The sequence below is a fragment of the Microbacterium aurum genome, assembly GCF_016907815.1.
In the GTDB taxonomy this organism is placed as follows: domain Bacteria; phylum Actinomycetota; class Actinomycetes; order Actinomycetales; family Microbacteriaceae; genus Microbacterium; species Microbacterium aurum.
Genome location: NZ_JAFBCQ010000001.1, coordinates 2,786,541 through 2,802,831, shown reverse-complemented (window position 1 = coordinate 2,802,831; position 16,291 = coordinate 2,786,541). Strand labels below are relative to the sequence as shown.

Genomic DNA, 16,291 nt, shown 5'->3' with positions numbered 1-16,291 from the left:
ACGGGTGGATCAGTACCTGTCCTTGGCCCCGACCTTCTGGGAGGGGTTCCGGGTGACCCTGCTCCTGCTGGCGGTCTCGGGGGTGCTCGCCCTCGTCCTCGGCACGGTCATCGCGGCGATGCGGATCTCCCCCGTCGCCTCGCTGCGCTGGTTCGCGGCGGCGTGGACCGAACTGGCCCGCAACACCCCCCTCACGCTCGTCTTCTTCTTCTTCGCGTTCGTCATGCCGTTCCTCGGCGTGCGCGTCCCCTACCTCGCACTGGCCATCGCGGCGCTGGCCTACTACACCTCTCCGTTCGTCGCCGAGGCGCTGCGCTCCGGCATCAACGGCGTGCCGGTGGGCCAGGCCGAGGCCGCCCGCAGCATCGGTCTCGGGTTCGGTCAGACCGTGTCCCTCGTCGTTCTGCCGCAGGCGTTCCGGATGACCATCCCGCCGCTGATCAATGTGTTCATCGCACTGACGAAGAACACCTCGGTCGCGGGAGGCTTCTTCGTCGTGGAGATCTTCGCGGCGACGCGCCAACTCGCCAACGACAACGGAAACATGGTGATCCCGATCCTCGCCACGGCTGCCGCGCTCTACCTCGTCATCACCGTGCCGCTCGGTTTCGCGGCCGCGCAGCTCGAGCGTCGGCTGGTGGTGAAGCGATGAGCGGCGCAAGCGTCCTGTTCGACGCACCGGGGCCCCGCGCGCGGAGTATCTCGCTCATCGCTTCGCTCGTCGGCGGCGCGCTGATCGCCGGGATCCTCGGCTGGGTGGTGTGGATGCTGGCGCAGCCCCGCGAGTCGGGCGGGGTGAAGGTCGCACCCATCCTCGACGGTTCGCGCTGGGACATCTTCAGTGACCCGGTCGTCTGGGAGTCGATCGGCCGCGGTGTCGTCGGCACGCTGCAGGCTGCCGCGGTGGCCGCGGCGTTCGCGCTCGTGCTCGGCGTCGTGTTCTCGTTGCTGCGCAGCTCGGAGATCGCGTGGATCCGCATCCCGACGGCGTGGGTGCTCGAGTTCCTGCGGGGCATGCCCGTCCTGCTGATGATGCTGTTCATCCTCCTCGTGGCGTCCACGGGGTCGTTCTGGGCGGTCGTGATCGCGCTGGCGCTGTACAACGGCACGCTGATCGGTGAGGCGCTGCGCGCCGGGCTCGCGGCGTTGCCGCGCGGGCAGCGCGAGGCCGCGCTCAGCGTCGGCATGCGCACGATGCAGGCGAAGCTGCTCGTGGAGTTCCCCCAGGCGTTCCGCCAGATGCTGCCGATCATCGTCGCGCAGCTCGTCGTGCTGCTGAAGGACACCTCGCTCGGCTATATCGTCGCGTACGACGAGCTCGTCCGCGTCATGATGAACCGTCTCGCCAGCTACTTCGGCAACAAGTACCTGTTCTCGCTGTTCTTCGTCTGCCTCGTCATCTACCTCGCGATCAACCTCACGCTGTCGTGGTTCGCCAGATGGCTCGCGCGCCGCACGGCGAGCGGCGGCAAGCGCGGGTCGCGCACGCGGGCGGCGGACGACACCGCGGATCCGACCCGGGCGATCGCCTTGGCCCAGGCGAATGCCGAGGCGCGCAGGTCGGAGAACACCCGCGGCGGTCTCGTCTAGTCCGTCCGGCGCGCGCATCCGAATCCGTTCACCATCTCCGATTCTGCGTTGGGGTGTCGATAGTCCGGGCGAGCGGACGGGTGCGGGCGAGTGGGTGCGACGGGCAGGGGGCGGCCCGCCGGTAGACTCGGCTCTTGTGTCTGACGCACCCGAGATCACGCAAGAAGCAGTGGATGCCGCCGTCGCCGACGCGCTGGCGGCGACCGCCGCGGCCGGCTCCACGGCGGACCTCAAGGCCGCCCGGGCGGCGCACAGCGGCGAGGGCTCGCCGCTCGCACGGCTGAACGCCCAGCTGCGGAACGTCCCGAACGATCAGAAGGCTGCGTTCGGCAAGCTCGTCGGGCAGGCGCGCGGTCAGGTGAACCAGGCGCTCGTCGCCCGCGAAGCCGCGCTCGCCGCGGCCGAGGACGCCGCGCGGCTGGAGGCCGAGCGGGTCGACATCACCGCGATCGCCCCTCGGGGGCGCGTCGGTGCCCGGCATCCCGTCTCGCTCCTGCAGGAGGAGATCGCCGACCTGTTCGTCGGCATGGGTTGGGAGATCGCCGAGGGCCCCGAGCTCGAGCACGAGTGGTTCAACTTCGACGCGCTGAACTTCGACGTCGACCACCCCGCCCGCCAGGAACAGGACACGTTCTACGTCGACCCGCCGTCGCGTCACCTCGTCATGCGCACCCACACGAGCCCCGTGCAGGTGCGCTCCATGCTGGAGCGCGATGTGCCGATCTACGTGCTGTGCCCCGGCCGCGTCTACCGCACCGACGAGTTCGACGCGACGCACCTGCCGGCGTTCGTGCAGTTCGAGGGGCTCGTGGTCGACAAGGGCATCACGATGGCGAACCTCAAGGGGACGCTCGACCACGTCGCCCGCCAGCTGTTCGGACCCGAGGCGAAGACCCGGTTCCGCACCAATTTCTTCCCGTTCACCGAGCCCTCCGCCGAGCTCGACCTCTGGCACCCGAGCTTCAAGGGCGGTGCCCGCTGGATCGAGTGGGGCGGATGCGGGATGGTGAACCCCAACGTGCTGCGCGCCGCCGGCATCGACCCCGATGTCTACTCCGGGTTCGCGTTCGGGATGGGGGTGGAGCGGGCGCTCATGTTCCGCTCCGACGTGCAGGACATGCGCGACATGGCCGAGGGCGATGTCCGCTTCAGTGAGCAGTTCGGAATGGTGGTCTGATGCGCGTCCCTCTGTCCTGGCTGCGGGAGTACGTCGACGTCCCGGCCGATGCCACGACCGACGACGTCTTCGCCGCACTCGTGTCGGTCGGCTTCGAAGAGGAGGAGACGGTCGGCTTCGATGTCTCCGGCCCTGTCGTCGTCGGCCAGGTGCTCTCGTTCGAGGCCGAGCCGCAGTCCAACGGCAAGACGATCCGCTGGTGCCAGGTGGACGTCGGCCCTTCGACAAGCTCAGGGACCGGTCGAGATGTCCGCGGCATCGTCTGCGGTGCCTCCAACTTCCTGGTCGGCGACAAGGTCGTGGTGTCGCTGCCGGGCGCCGTGCTGCCCGGCCCGTTCCCGATCTCGGCGCGGAAGACCTACGGCCACGTCTCCGACGGCATGATCGCCTCAGCGCGCGAGCTGGGCCTGGGGGAGGAGCACAACGGCATCCTGCGCCTCGCCGAGCTGGGTCTCGACCCCGCGCCCGGCACCGACGCGATCGCCCTCCTCGGCCTCGACGACGTCGCGGTCGACGTCAATGTCACGCCGGACCGCGGCTACGCCCTCTCGATCCGCGGCATCGCGCGCGAGTACGCGCACGCCACCGGCGCCGCCTTCCGCGACCCCGCGGCCCACACGTGGGAGGACGTGCAGCCGGGCTCCGGCTTCCCCGTCGCCGTCGATGACGTCGCGCCCATCCGCGGCCGGGTCGGCGCGAGCGAGTTCGTCGCGCGCGTCGTGCGCGGCGTCGACCCGTCACGGCCCACGCCGCCGTGGATGATCGCGCGCCTCACGCTCGCCGGCATCCGCTCCCTCGGCATCCTCATCGACATCACGAACTACGTCATGCTCGAGCTCGGCAACCCCATCCACGGATACGACCTCGACAAGCTCACCGGCGGCATCACGGTGCGCCGGGCCACCGAGGGCGAGAAGCTGGTGACCCTCGACGGCAAGGAGCGCACGCTCAGCGCCGAGGATCTGCTCATCACCGACGAGTCCGGCCCGATCGGCCTCGCCGGCGTCATGGGCGGCGGCACCACGGAGATGAGCGACACGACCCGGGACGTGCTCATCGAGGCCGCGAACTTCGATCCCGTCACGATCGCGCGCAGCGCCCGCCGTCACAAGCTGCCCAGCGAGGCGTCGCGCCGCTTCGAGCGCGGCGTCGACCCGCTCATCCCGTTCGTCGCGGCGCGGCGCGTCGCCGACCTCATGGTCTCCCTCGCCGGCGGGACGCTCGATACCGAGCTCGGCGGGGCGCTGTACGGCGAGGTGTTCCTGCCCTCGATCCTGCTGCCCCGAGCGTTCGTGCCGGCGCTCATCGGCGTCGACTACACGGATGCCGAGATCACCGGCGCGCTGGAGATGATCGGCTGCGAGGTCACGCCCGTCGAAGAGGCGGATGCCGGGTGGGATGTCATCCCGCCGTCCTGGCGCCCCGACCTCACCGACAAGTGGACGCTCGCGGAGGAGGTCGCGCGCATCCACGGCCTCGACCGCATCCCGTCGATCCTCCCGACCCCGCCGTCCGGCCGCGGCCTGACCTCGCTGCAGAAGGGCCGCCGTCGTGTCGCGAACGCGCTGGCTGCCGCCGGCTTCGTCGAGACCCCGTCGTTCCCGTTCGCCACGGCCGACGCGAACGACCTCCACGGATCGGCGTCGGGGGAGCACGTGCCCGCCGTCAAGCTCGCGAACCCCCTCGACGGTCAGGCGCCGTACCTGCGCCGCTCGCTCGTGCCGGGCCTCGTGCAGGTCGCGCACCGCAACCTGTCGCGAGGGTTCACCGACCTCGCCCTGTTCGAGACGGGCCTCGTGTTCACGCCCGAGGCGGGGGTGGACTACGGGACCGCCGAGGTTCCGCCGCTCGCGCAGCGTCCGACCGACGAGACCCTCGCGGCGCTGAACGCCGCGATCCCGCCGCAGCCGCGCCACGTCGCCGTGCTGCTGACCGGCAACCTGCAGGCCAAGCAGCCGGCGCACCCCGCCGTACCGGTGGAGCTGGCCGACGCGCTCGCCGCCGTCGAGGTGATCGGCGCCGCCGCAGGCGTGCGCATCGACGTCGCCCAGGGGCAGCGCGCGGCCCTTCACCCCGGGCGCACCGGCATCCTGTCGGTCGCCGGGGTCGAGGTCGGCTACGTGGGCGAGCTGCTGCCCGCCGTCGCGGCCGACGCCGACCTGCCGGGACGGGTGTACGTCGCCGAACTCGACCTCGACGGCATCCTGTCCCTCGCCGGGGCGCCGGATGCCGCCGCCTCGCTGTCGGGTTTCCCGGCGGCGACGCAGGACGTGTCGCTCGTCGTCGGCGTCGACGTCGTGGCCGCCGATGTGCGCGCCGCACTCGTCGAGGGCGCGGGCGACCTGCTGGAGTCGCTGCGGCTCGTCGACGACTACCGCGGGCAGGGCGTGGCCGAGGGCACGAAGAGCCTGACGTTCGCGCTGCGGTTCCGCGCACCCGACCGCACGCTGACGGCGGCGGAAGCGACCGAAGCCAAGCTCGCCGGCGTCGCCGTCGCCGCCGAGCGATACGGCGCCACCATCCGGGAGTGACAGCCGCATCCCTTGCGGCGGCGACCGGACGCGCCCGCCACCCCGATGCGCCGGATGCCGAGGCTCACTAGGCTCGGGCAGGATGACCGACACCGCCGCCACCCCCGTCCCCGCCCTGCACCTGTCCGGGCTCGTCAAACGCTTCGGTGAGAAGACGGCCGTCGCGGGCGTCGACCTCGTGGTACCGCAGGGCTCGTTCTTCGGGCTCGTCGGGCCGAACGGCGCCGGCAAGACCACGACCTTGTCGATGGCGACGGGACTCCTGCGCCCCGACGCCGGCAGCGCCTGGGTGCACGGGGTGGACGTGTGGGCGAACCCCGTCGCGGCGAAGGCCATGATCGGCAACCTCGCCGACGGCGTGCGTCTGTTCGATCGCCTGACGGGGGAGCAGCTGATCACGTACACCGCGATGATGTTCTCGTTGCCGCGCACTGAGATCGCCGGGCGGGTGAAGGACCTCATCGAGCTGATGGACCTCGGTGAGGCCGCCGGCACGATCGTGGCCGACTACTCGGCGGGCATGACGAAGAAGATCGCGCTGGCGTGCGCGCTCGTCCACGCCCCGCGCCTGCTCGTCCTCGACGAACCGTTCGAGTCGGTCGACCCGGTCTCGGCGGCCAACATCGAGGACGTGCTGCGCTCGTACACCGCCTCCGGCGGCACGATCATTATCTCCAGTCACGCCATGGACCTCGTCCAGCGCATGTGCGACCACGTCGCCGTCATCGCCGCCGGACGCGTGCTGGCCGCCGGAACCGTCGACGAGGTGCGCGGCGCCGAGACCCTGCAGGATCGGTTCGTCTCCCTCGTCGGAGGCCGCCACACGAGCGAGGGGCCGCAGTGGTTGCGACAGTCCTGAAGCTCCGGTACCGGATCCTCGGCAACAGCCTCGTCCGCCGGCCCTGGCAGCTCGTCGGGTTCTGCTTCGGCATCGTGTGGGCGCTGTCGATCCTCGCCATGGTCGTCGCGGCGCTCGTCGCCGTCGCGCAGCTGGACGGCACCCAGGTCGCCCGCCTCGTGACGACGCTGGGCGGTGCCGCCCTGCTGCTGGGATGGGTCGTGGGTCCCATCCTCATCGCGGGCACCGAGACGACGGTGGATGCCGAGAAGCTCGCCCCCTTCCCTCTGACCGCGCGGCAGGTGATGGCGGCGCTCACCGCGACCGGACTGACCGGCATCCCCGGCATCGTCACGACCCTCGCGGCGCTGTCGACGCTGATCCTGTGGCTGCGGTGGCCCGTGGCCGCCGTGGTGGCCGTGCCGTGTCTGGCGATCGCGGTCGTCACCTGCGTCGTGGCCTCGCGCCTGGTGACCGCGCTCTCCAGCGGACTCGGCGGCAACCGGCGAGGGCGGGAGACGCTGGGCACGATCGTGCTGGTCCTGCTGATCCTCGCCGGCCCCATCGTCACCGGTGCTCTCGCGCTGCTGAGCTCGGCCAGCGCGAGCGGCGCGAAGCTGATGCAGATCTCCGGCATCCTGGGCTGGACGCCCCTCGCGGCGGCGTGGGCCGTCCCCGCCGACATCGCCGACGGCGCCGGGATCGCCGCGGTCGCGAAGATCGCGATCGCGGTCGCGACCCTCCTCGTGCTGTGGCTGTTGTGGGCGCGCGCGCTCGCCCGGGCGGCGACGACAAGTCACCGCACCGCCGCCCGCACCGTGCGGCCGGGGGCGCTGGGATGGTTCGGGCGCATGCCGACCGGCGGCGTCGGCGCTACGTGGGCGCGCTCGCTCACCGGGTGGCTGCGCGATCCGCGCTACCTGCGTCAGCTGCTCGTCGTACCGATCTTCCCGGTGCTGTTCGCCTTCACCGGCGGCACCCAGGGCTTCATGTTCATCGGATCCGCGGTGTTCGTCGCCTTCATCCTGTGCATCGGGGGCTACACCGACATCTCCTACGACGGCACGGCGTTCGCCTCGGTGCTGTCGGCCCCGATCCGAGGCCGCGACGACCGGCTCGGCCGGCTGTTGGGCGCTGCCTGCGTCGGGGTGCCGCTGACGGTGCTCGTCGGCGTCGTCACGACGGTGATCGCCGGTCGCGTCGACCTGCTGCCGGCCGTCCTCGGCGCGGCCCTCGGCCTGCTGCTGGCGGGCTACGCCGTGACGGCGGTGTCGTCGGCGCTCATCGTGACGCCGGTCGCCGCCCCCGGCGACAGCCCGTTCAAGAGTGTGCCGGGGCAGACGTTCGTCAGCGGGCTGCTGGTGTTCGTCGTGCTCGCGGCGTGCTTCGTCGTCGGCATCCCGGCGCTCGGTGTCGCCATCGCAGCACTCGTCACCGGGTCGGCGGTGCTCGGCTGGATCTCGCTCGCCGTGGCGCTGGTCGTCGGCGGGGGAGCGATCGCCCTCGGCATCCACCTCGGCGGGCGCACGCTGGACGGCACCGGTCCGGACCTGCTCGTGCGGATCAAGGCGTTCCCGACGACATGACCGACGTCCTCCTCCTCGGCGGCACGGGCTGGCTCGGCTCGCGCATCGCCGAGCGGTGGCTGGATGCCGGGGCTTCGGTCACCTGCCTCGCCCGCGGGGGTCGCGACGCGCCGTACACCGCTGCCACGGCGCTGTCCGAGTGGGCCCGCCACATCACGTTCGTCTCGAGCGTCTCGGCCTATGCGGCCGACGACGAGGCGGATGCCGATGAGTCGGCGCCCCTCGCCGAGCCCGCCGTCAGGCGGGCCTCAGCCGCGCCGACGAACTCGCGCTCATCGCGGCGCTGCCGCCGGCGCCCCATCGCCCCGCCGGCGCCTGACCCACCGGCATCCGCCCCGCGATTTGCGCGAGTCCGCCGACGCGCGTTAGGGTCACGGCATGTCTTCGCCCGCGTTCGCCGTCTCCACGGTGCTGCGCGCGCGCCGACGTCTGGCCGGCCGCCGACTCTAGGCGACCCCGCGATCTCCCCGCGCACCCGGTGCGAAGCGGGTCGAGTCGCCGGTGTCGCCGTTTCCGAGCCCACCGTCTCCAGACAATAAGGTTGAACAATGACCTCTTCGGTCGCCGTCTCCGGCGCCTCCGGCTACGCCGGCGGTGAGATCCTGCGGCTGCTCGCCGCCCACCCCGAGGTGGAGATCCGCACCGTCACCGCCCACTCCAGCGCGGGCGAACCGCTCATCGCCCACCAGCCGCATCTGCGCTCGCTGCGGCACCTGACGCTCCAGCCGACGACGCCCGAGGTGCTGGCGGGGCACGACGTCGTCTTCCTCGCGCTGCCGCACGGTCAGTCGGGTCAGTACACCGACGCGCTCCAGGACGCGCCGCTCGTCATCGACGCCGGCGCCGATCACCGGCTGACCTCGCCGGACGCCTGGGACGCCTTCTACGGCGGCACGTTCCACGAGCCGTGGGCGTACGGCGTCCCCGAGCTGCCGGGCGGTCGCGCGGCGCTTGTCGGTGCGACGCGCATCGCCGCGCCGGGCTGCAACGCCTCGACCGTCTCGCTCTCGCTCGCCCCGGGCGTCGCGGCGGGCGTCATCGACTCTTCCGACATCGTCGCCGTGTTGGCGGTCGGCCCGTCCGGCGCGGGCAAGAGCCTCAAGACCAACCTCCTCGCCGCCGAGATCCTCGGCTCCGCGAACCCGTACGCCGTCGGCGGCACGCATCGCCACATCCCCGAGATCCGGCAGGCGCTCGTGGCCGCCGGCGCCACCGGCGATGTCCGCATCTCGTTCACGCCGGTGCTCGTGCCGATGGCCCGCGGCATCCTGGCCACCTCGACGGCGCCGATCGCCAACGGCGTCACCGATGCGCAGATCCGGGATGCCTGGGAGCAGGCCTACGCCGACGAGCCGTTCGTGCAGGTGCTGCCCGAGGGACACTTCCCGCGGACGGCCGACGTGCTGGGCGCCAACACGGCGCTGATCGGCCTCGCCGTCGACCGTGCCGCGAACCGCGTCGTCGTCGTCACCGCCGTCGACAACCTCGTCAAGGGCACCGCGGGTGCCGCCATCCAGTCGATGAACATCGCCCTCGGCCTGCCAGAGGCCACCGGCCTGACCGTGAACGGAGTAGCCCCGTGAGCGCCGCGTCTGCATCAGGAGCGTCTGCAACAGGAGTGACGGCCCCGCAGGGGTTCGAGGCGGCCGGCGTCGCCGCCGGGCTGAAGTCCACCGGCAAGGCCGATGTCGCCGTCGTCGTCAACCGCGGCCCGCTCACCGTCGGCGCGGCCCTCTTCACGAGCAACCGGGCCAAGGCCAACCCGATCCTGTGGTCGCAGCAGGTGATTGCCGACGGCACGGTCGAGGCGATCGTGCTGAACTCCGGCGGTGCGAACTGCTTCACCGGCAGCTTCGGCTTCCAGACCACGCACCAGACGGCCGAGCGTGCCGCGGAGCTGCTGGGCGTCGGCGCAGGAGACGTCCTGGTCTGCTCGACGGGTCTCATCGGCACGGGCGACGAGGTGTTTCGCGCCAAGGTCCTCGCCGGCACGGAAGACGCGATCGCCCACCTCAGCGCGACCGGCGGCGGCGACGCGGCCCGCGCGATCATGACGACCGACTCCGTCGCGAAGGAGTCGGTCCACCAGGGCGACGGCTGGACGATCGGCGCCATGGCGAAGGGCGCCGGCATGCTCGCGCCGGGCCTCGCGACGATGCTCGTCGTGATCACCACGGACGCCGTCCTCACCGCCGCAGACGCCGATGCGCACCTGCGCGCCGCGACGCGCGTGAGCTTCGACCGGCTCGACTCGGACGGCTGCATGTCGACGAACGACCAGGTGACCCTCATGGTCAGCGGCGCCTCGGGCGTGACGCCCGATGCGGAGGCGTTCCGCGCCGCGCTCACCGCCGTGTGCACCGACCTCGCCGTGCAGCTGCAGGCGGATGCCGAGGGCGCGAGCCACGACATCGACATCCAGGTGGTCGGGGCGGCGACGGAGGAGGACGCCGTCGCGGTGGGGCGCTCCGTCGCGCGCAACAACCTCTTCAAGGTGGCGATCTTCGGCAACGACCCGAACTGGGGACGGGTGCTCGCGGCGATCGGCACGACGTCGGCATCCTTCGACCCCTACGAGGTGGATGTCAGCTTCAACGGCGTGCGCCTGTGCAGCGCGGGCGCGCCCGATCGCCCCCGCGAGGAGGTCGACCTGACGCCGCGGTCGACGAGCGTGCTGATCGATCTGAAGGCCGGCACGGCATCCGCCACGATCTACACGAACGATCTGACGCACGACTACGTCCACGAGAACAGCGCGTACTCCTCGTGAGCGACAGTGCCGTCTCGCCCGAGAACCTCCAGCACACGACGCCCGAGCAGGCGGCCGAGAAGGCCGCCGTGCTCATCGAGTCGCTGCCGTGGCTGCAGCGGTTCCGCGACCAGATCATCGTCGTCAAGTACGGCGGCAACGCCATGGTGTCCGAGGAACTGCAGGACGCCTTCGCCCAGGACATCGCCTACCTGCGGTTCGTGGGGGTGAAGCCCGTCGTCGTGCACGGCGGCGGCCCGCAGATCTCGCAGATGCTCGACCGGCTGTCGATCCCCAGCGAGTTCAAGGGCGGCTACCGGGTCACCTCGACGGAGGCGATGAGCGTCGTGCGCATGGTGCTGACCGGTCAGGTCAACCCGCAACTGGTCGCCCGCATCAACGCGTACGGCCCCTTCGCGGCGGGCCTGTCGGGGGAGGATGCGGGACTGTTCCACGGCCGCCGCCGCGGCGTCGTCATCGACGGCACCGAACACGACCTGGGCGCGGTGGGCGACGTCGTCGCCGTCGACCCGCAGCCGGTGCTCGACCAGCTGGCCGCCGGCCGCATTCCCGTGGTGTCCTCGATCGCGCCGGACCTCGACAACCCGGGGCACTCGCTCAACGTGAACGCGGATGCCGCGGCCGCGGCACTCGCGATCGCGCTCGACGCGACGAAGCTCGTCGTCCTCACCGACGTGCCGGGACTCTACGCGGACTGGCCGAACCGCGACTCGCTCGTCTCGCACCTGACGGCGGACGAGCTGCGCGCCATGCTGCCGCGGCTGGAGTCGGGCATGATCCCGAAGATGCAGGCGTGCCTCGACGCCGTCGACGGCGGCGTCGACACGGCGGCGATCATCGACGGCCGCCAGCCGCACTCGGTGCTGGTGGAGATCTTCACGGAACAGGGAATCGGAACAGAGGTGGTGGCCGGATGAGCGGCGCAGCGGAACAGGTGATCCAGACGCACTGGCAGGACGACGCCGCGCGCGACCTCGTCCACAACGTCTCCGACCGGTACGCGCTGTTCGTGCGCGGCGAGGGGTCGTCGCTGTGGGATGCCGATGGCAAGCGCTACCTCGACTTCCTGGCCGGGATCGCGGTGACCTCGCTCGGCCACGCGCATCCGGTCTTCGTCGACGCCGTCGCCACGCAGGCGGCGACGCTCGCGCACGTGTCGAACTTCTTCGCGACACCGCCGCAGCTGGCCCTGGCGGCACAGCTGAAGCGCTTGGCCGGCACCGGCCCGGCCGGACGCGTCTACTTCGGCAACTCGGGCGCCGAGGCCAACGAGGCGGCGTTCAAACTCGCGCGACTGCACGGCGCGGCGAAGGACGGCGGCGCCGGGCGCCCCCGCATCCTCGCCCTGAAGGACGCCTTCCACGGCCGCACGATGGGCACGCTCGCCCTCACCGGCAAGCCGTACATGCAGGCGCCGTTCGTCCCGATGGTGCCGGGCGTGGAGTTCATCGACTCCACCGTCGAGGCGCTGGAGGAGGCGATCGACGACCGCGTGGCGGCGCTGTTCGTGGAGCCGATCAAGGGGGAGGCCGGGGTCATCCCGCTGCCCGACGGGTTCCTCGCTGCGGCGCGGGAGCTGGCCTCCCGCCACGGCGCGCTCCTGATCGTCGATGAGATCCAGACCGGCGCCGGCCGCACCGGTGCGTGGTTCGCGTTCCAGCACGAGGGCATCACCCCCGACGCGATCACGGTCGCCAAAGGCATCGGCGGCGGCTTCCCGATCGGCGCGCTCATCACGTTCGGCGCGGCCAGCGAGCTGTTCTATCCTGGGACGCACGGTTCGACCTTCGGCGGCAACGCCCTCGCCACCGCGGTCTCGACGGCCGTTCTCGGTGAGATCGAGCGGGCCGGGCTCGTGGAGAACGCCGCCGTCCGCGGCGATCAGCTGCGTGAAGCGATCGACGCGATCGGGTCGTCCCTGGTCGATGGATGCCGGGGTCGGGGCCTTCTCATCGGCGTTAGCCTGCGGCATCCGGTCGCCGGCGCCGTCGTCGCCGCGGCGCAGCAGCACGGACTCATCGTCAACGCCGCCAACGACGCGACGGTGCGGATCGCGCCGGCGCTCACGATCGGCGATGTCGAGATCGACGAGTTCATCGACCTGTTCACCCGCGCGCTGCGCACCGTCGAGGACGCGCTCGTGCTCGACGAGACCCCCGAGGAGAAGAAGTGACCCGCCACCTGCTGCGCGACGACGACCTGAGCCCCGCCGAACAGGCGGAGATCCTCGACCTCGCGGTCGCGCTCAAGAAGGACCGCTGGAAGCTCAAGCCCCTCGAGGGCCCGCAGACGGTCGCCGTCATCTTCGACAAGAGCTCTACCCGCACGCGGGTGTCCTTTGCGGTCGGGATCGCCGACCTCGGCGGCTCGCCCCTGATCATCTCGACCGCCAACAGCCAGCTCGGCGGCAAGGAGACCCCCTCCGACACCGCGCGGGTGCTGGAGCGCCAGGTGGCGGCCATCGTGTGGCGCACCTACGCGCAGGCGGGTCTGGAGGAGATGGCACGCGGCACGACCGTCCCGGTCGTCAACGCGCTCAGCGACGACTTCCACCCCTGCCAGCTGTTGGCGGATCTCCTCACCATCCGAGAGCACAAGGGGGAGCTGACGGGTCTCACCCTCGCGTTCTTCGGCGACGGCAAGTCGAACATGGGGCACTCGTACGTGCTCGCCGGGGTCACGGCGGGCATGCACGTGCGCGTCGCCTCGCCCGCCGAGTACGCACCGCGGGAGGACGTCGTCGCCGATGCCGACCGCATCGCGGCACAGACCGGGGGATCGGTCACGCTCTACACCGATCCGCTCGAGGCCGCCGCGGGTGCCGATGTCATCGTCACCGACACGTGGGTGTCGATGGGCAAGGAGGAGGAGAAGGCCAAGCGCCTGCGCGACCTCGGCCCGTACAAGGTGACGACCGAGACGATGGGGCTGGCGGATGCCGGTGCCGTCTTCATCCACTGCCTGCCGGCCGACCGCGGCTACGAGGTGGACGCCGAGGTCATCGACGGACCGCAGAGCGTCGTGTGGGACGAGGCCGAGAACCGGCTGCACGCGCAGAAGGCGCTGCTCGTCTGGCTGCTGCGTCAGCAGTGAGGCCGCCCGGACGGTGAGCGAGCGAGCGCAGCGAGACACCGGCATCCTGCGGAGCGGCCACGGCCGCATCGCCGGTCGCATCCCCGGTCGTATCCCTGGTGTGGATCTGGCGCGCGGCCTCGCCGTGCTCGGGATGTTCGCGGCGCACCTGCTGACGATCGCGCCGTTCGATCCCGCCGACCCGGCGACCTGGATCGATGTCGCGAACGGGCGCTCGTCGATCCTGTTCGCGACGCTCGCCGGGGTGTCGATCGCGCTCGTGACCGGGGGAGCGCGCCCGATCGACGGCGCGGCGCTCAGCACGGCGCGGCGGCGGCTGGTGGTGCGCGCCATTCTGCTGTGGGTGATCGGCGCGCTGCTGATCTCGACGGGCGTGCCGGTGTACGTCATCCTGCCCGCGTACGCGCTGCTGTTCCTCATCGCGCTGCCGCTCCTGCGCCTGTCCGCGCGGATGCTGTGGATCATCGCGGCCGTCATCGCCCTGGTCGTGCCTTGGTTGCTGCCGTGGCTGAACGCCCTGCCGGTGTGGGAGGGCGAGACGGGCGGCGACCTCGCTCTGATCCTCGGCTGGCACTACCCCTTCCCACTGTGGTCGGCATTCGTCGTCGCGGGGATGGCCGCCGGGCGCGCGGACCTGCGCTCGCGACGGACCGCGTGGCTGCTGACCGCGGGTGGCCTTGTCGCGGCGATCGCGGCGGCCGCGGCATCCGCCGTGCCGGCCCTCGCCGCCCTCGACCCGCGGAGCATTCTCGGGCAGGTGCTCGCCGACGACGCGCACTCCGGTGGGCTGCTCGAGGTCATCGGATCCGGTGGGGGCGCGCTGGCGACCATCGGGGCGTGTGTGCTGCTGTGCCGCACCCGCGCGAACGGCGTATTGCTGCCGCTGCGCGCCGTCGGGTCGATGCCGCTGACGGCCTACGTGGGCCAGCTCGTCGCGTGGGCGCTCATCGCGGCGGCGGTGCTCGGCGACACGGGAGACCTCCTGGGTTTCCGCGCCCTGCAGCCGTTCTGGCCGTTCGTGCTGGTGACGCTCGCGGCGTGCACCGCGTGGGCGCTGTTGCTTGGCCGTGGACCGCTGGAGCGGCTGCTGGGGTGGGTCGCGCGTCGCGTCGCGCCCTGAACATGGGGCGTGCCGCGGCGCGGAACCCACCCCGCCAACCCGCCCCACGGCCGTCGGTAGGCTGGTGCGGTGAGCGACACGAAGCACGACGGCACCAACGAGGGCGCGCTGTGGGGCGCCCGCTTCGCCTCCGGGCCCGCGCCGGAGCTGGCGGCGCTGAGCCGCTCCACGCACTTCGACTGGGTGCTGGCGCCCTATGACATCGCCGGGTCGCACGCCCACGCCGCGGCGCTCGCCGCCGCGGGATACCTCACCCCCGACGAGGAGCGGCGCATGCACGCCGGCCTCGACGCGCTGTCCGCCGCGGTCGCCGACGGAACGCTCGTCGCGCAGCCGGGCGATGAAGACGTGCACGGCGCGCTGGAGGCCGCCCTCATCGCCGAGGTCGGACCCGACCTCGGTGGTCGGCTCCGCGCCGGCCGCAGCCGCAACGACCAGATCGCGACGCTCGTGCGGCTGTACCTGCTCGACCACGCCGCCGTCATCGCCCGCGACATCCTGCGGGTCATCGACGCGATCGTCGCCCAGGCCGAGGCGCACCCCACGGCGATCATGCCCGGCCGCACCCACCTGCAGCACGCCCAGCCGATCCTGCTGGCCCATCACCTCCAGGCGCACGCTTGGCCGCTCGTGCGCGACCTGGAGCGCCTGCGCGACTGGTCGACCCGCGCCGCGGTGTCACCGTATGGCGGGGGAGCGCTCGCCGGCGCCACCCTCGGCCTCGATCCGCAGCTCGTCGCTGACCGGCTGGGTCTCGCGCGACCCGCGGAGAACTCGCTCGATGGCACGAGTTCGCGCGACGTCGTGGCGGAGTTCGCCTTCATCGCGGCGATGATCGCGGTCGACATCTCGCGCTTCGCTGAGGACGTCATCATCTGGAACACCCGCGAGTTCGGCTTCGTCACGCTCGACGACGGCTACTCCACGGGCTCCAGCATCATGCCGCAGAAGAAGAACCCCGACATCGCCGAGCTCGCCCGCGGCAAGGCGGGGCGCCTCATCGGCAACCTGTCGGGTCTGCTCGCCACGCTCAAGGCGCTGCCGCTCGCGTACAACCGCGACCTGCAGGAGGACAAGGAGCCGGTCTTCGATTCCGTCGCGACCCTCGAGGTCGTGCTGCCCGCCTTCGCCGGCATGATCGCGACTCTCCGCTTCGACACCGACCGGATGGCCGAGCTCGCCCCGGCGGGTTTCTCCCTCGCGACCGACGTGGCCGAGTGGCTCGTGAAGCAGGGCGTGCCGTTCCGCGATGCGCATGAGATCTCGGGCGCGCTGGTGCGCGCCTGTGAAGAGCGGGGGATCGGGCTCGAGGATGCCGACGACGCGCTGCTCGCGCAGGTCTCCGCACACCTGGTGCCGGCGGTCCGTGACGTCCTGTCGATCGAGGGTTCGGTGGCGAGCCGCACCGGCGTCGGCGGCACGGCCGGGGTCAGGGTGGCGGAGCAACGCGCCGAGCTCATCGCCCGCGCGCAGGCGGCGCTGCATGCGCTGCGCGGTGACGCTGGCTGAACTCGTTGAAAGCAATAAGTCCCGAGCTTCTCGAATCGGACTTATGAGGAAAAGCTTGATCCTACTGTGACATCAGT

At 71.6% G+C, this 16,291-nt stretch carries 14 protein-coding genes; all 14 read left to right on the top strand.

Going from position 1 to position 16,291, the window contains the following annotated elements; translation table 11 throughout:
• Window positions 1–4: 4 nt before the first annotated feature.
• The 14 genes from JOD60_RS13805 to argH all read left to right on the top strand — a co-directional run bounded on the left by JOD60_RS13805 (window position 5) and on the right by argH (window position 16,214).
• Window positions 5–652: an amino acid ABC transporter permease gene (locus tag JOD60_RS13805; protein ID WP_076691212.1), complete on the top strand. Its 648-nt coding sequence runs from the start codon at window positions 5–7 to the stop codon at window positions 650–652.
• Complete coding sequence (locus JOD60_RS13800) at window positions 649–1,590, top strand: amino acid ABC transporter permease (protein WP_076691211.1); 942 nt, start codon at window positions 649–651, stop codon at window positions 1,588–1,590. The genes JOD60_RS13805 and JOD60_RS13800 overlap by 4 nt, the downstream gene beginning before the upstream one ends.
• Before the next feature lie 136 nt (window positions 1,591–1,726).
• Window positions 1,727–2,767: a phenylalanine--tRNA ligase subunit alpha gene (gene pheS / locus JOD60_RS13795; protein ID WP_076691210.1), complete on the top strand. Its 1,041-nt coding sequence runs from the start codon at window positions 1,727–1,729 to the stop codon at window positions 2,765–2,767.
• Complete coding sequence (pheT, locus tag JOD60_RS13790; protein WP_076691209.1) at window positions 2,767–5,298, top strand: phenylalanine--tRNA ligase subunit beta; 2,532 nt, start codon at window positions 2,767–2,769, stop codon at window positions 5,296–5,298. Before pheS ends, pheT begins: the two co-directional genes overlap by 1 nt.
• Window positions 5,299–5,380: 82 nt before the next feature.
• Complete coding sequence (locus JOD60_RS13785; protein WP_076691208.1) at window positions 5,381–6,157, top strand: ABC transporter ATP-binding protein; 777 nt, start codon at window positions 5,381–5,383, stop codon at window positions 6,155–6,157.
• On the top strand, window positions 6,139–7,722 hold the full coding sequence (locus tag JOD60_RS13780; RefSeq protein WP_076691207.1) for a hypothetical protein: 1,584 nt from the start codon (window positions 6,139–6,141) through the stop codon (window positions 7,720–7,722). Before JOD60_RS13785 ends, JOD60_RS13780 begins: the two co-directional genes overlap by 19 nt.
• The gene (locus JOD60_RS17225) at window positions 7,719–8,261 is read left to right on the top strand and encodes a hypothetical protein (RefSeq protein ID WP_307823874.1); all 543 of its coding nucleotides are present in this window, start codon (window positions 7,719–7,721) and stop codon (window positions 8,259–8,261) included. The genes JOD60_RS13780 and JOD60_RS17225 overlap by 4 nt, the downstream gene beginning before the upstream one ends.
• A gap of 9 nt (window positions 8,262–8,270) precedes the next feature.
• Window positions 8,271–9,305, top strand: a complete 1,035-nt coding sequence (gene argC / locus JOD60_RS13770; RefSeq protein ID WP_076691206.1) for an N-acetyl-gamma-glutamyl-phosphate reductase — start codon at window positions 8,271–8,273, stop codon at window positions 9,303–9,305.
• Window positions 9,306–9,340: 35 nt separating this feature from the next.
• On the top strand, window positions 9,341–10,492 hold the full coding sequence (gene argJ / locus JOD60_RS13765) for a bifunctional glutamate N-acetyltransferase/amino-acid acetyltransferase ArgJ (RefSeq protein WP_076691205.1): 1,152 nt from the start codon (window positions 9,341–9,343) through the stop codon (window positions 10,490–10,492).
• A complete protein-coding gene (argB, locus tag JOD60_RS13760) occupies window positions 10,489–11,409 on the top strand; it encodes an acetylglutamate kinase (protein WP_076691204.1) in 921 nt (306 codons plus the stop codon). Before argJ ends, argB begins: the two co-directional genes overlap by 4 nt.
• Window positions 11,406–12,665: an acetylornithine transaminase gene (locus JOD60_RS13755; RefSeq protein ID WP_076691203.1), complete on the top strand. Its 1,260-nt coding sequence runs from the start codon at window positions 11,406–11,408 to the stop codon at window positions 12,663–12,665. The genes argB and JOD60_RS13755 overlap by 4 nt, the downstream gene beginning before the upstream one ends.
• The gene (argF, locus tag JOD60_RS13750; protein WP_076691202.1) at window positions 12,662–13,585 is read left to right on the top strand and encodes an ornithine carbamoyltransferase; all 924 of its coding nucleotides are present in this window, start codon (window positions 12,662–12,664) and stop codon (window positions 13,583–13,585) included. Before JOD60_RS13755 ends, argF begins: the two co-directional genes overlap by 4 nt.
• Window positions 13,586–13,598: 13 nt before the next feature.
• On the top strand, window positions 13,599–14,705 hold the full coding sequence (locus tag JOD60_RS13745) for a heparan-alpha-glucosaminide N-acetyltransferase domain-containing protein (protein ID WP_232321620.1): 1,107 nt from the start codon (window positions 13,599–13,601) through the stop codon (window positions 14,703–14,705).
• 69 nt (window positions 14,706–14,774) lie between these two features.
• Complete coding sequence (gene argH / locus JOD60_RS13740) at window positions 14,775–16,214, top strand: argininosuccinate lyase (protein WP_076691201.1); 1,440 nt, start codon at window positions 14,775–14,777, stop codon at window positions 16,212–16,214.
• The last annotated feature ends 77 nt before the right edge of the window (window positions 16,215–16,291 follow it).

Coding starts and splice junctions, on each gene's coding strand:
- JOD60_RS13800 (WP_076691211.1), top strand. CDS start 649: ATGAGCGGCGCAAGCGTCCTGTTCGACGCACCGGGGCCCCGCGCGCGG.
- pheT (WP_076691209.1), top strand. CDS start 2,767: ATGCGCGTCCCTCTGTCCTGGCTGCGGGAGTACGTCGACGTCCCGGCC.
- JOD60_RS13785 (WP_076691208.1), top strand. CDS start 5,381: ATGACCGACACCGCCGCCACCCCCGTCCCCGCCCTGCACCTGTCCGGG.
- JOD60_RS17225 (WP_307823874.1), top strand. CDS start 7,719: ATGACCGACGTCCTCCTCCTCGGCGGCACGGGCTGGCTCGGCTCGCGC.
- argC (WP_076691206.1), top strand. CDS start 8,271: ATGACCTCTTCGGTCGCCGTCTCCGGCGCCTCCGGCTACGCCGGCGGT.
- JOD60_RS13755 (WP_076691203.1), top strand. CDS start 11,406: ATGAGCGGCGCAGCGGAACAGGTGATCCAGACGCACTGGCAGGACGAC.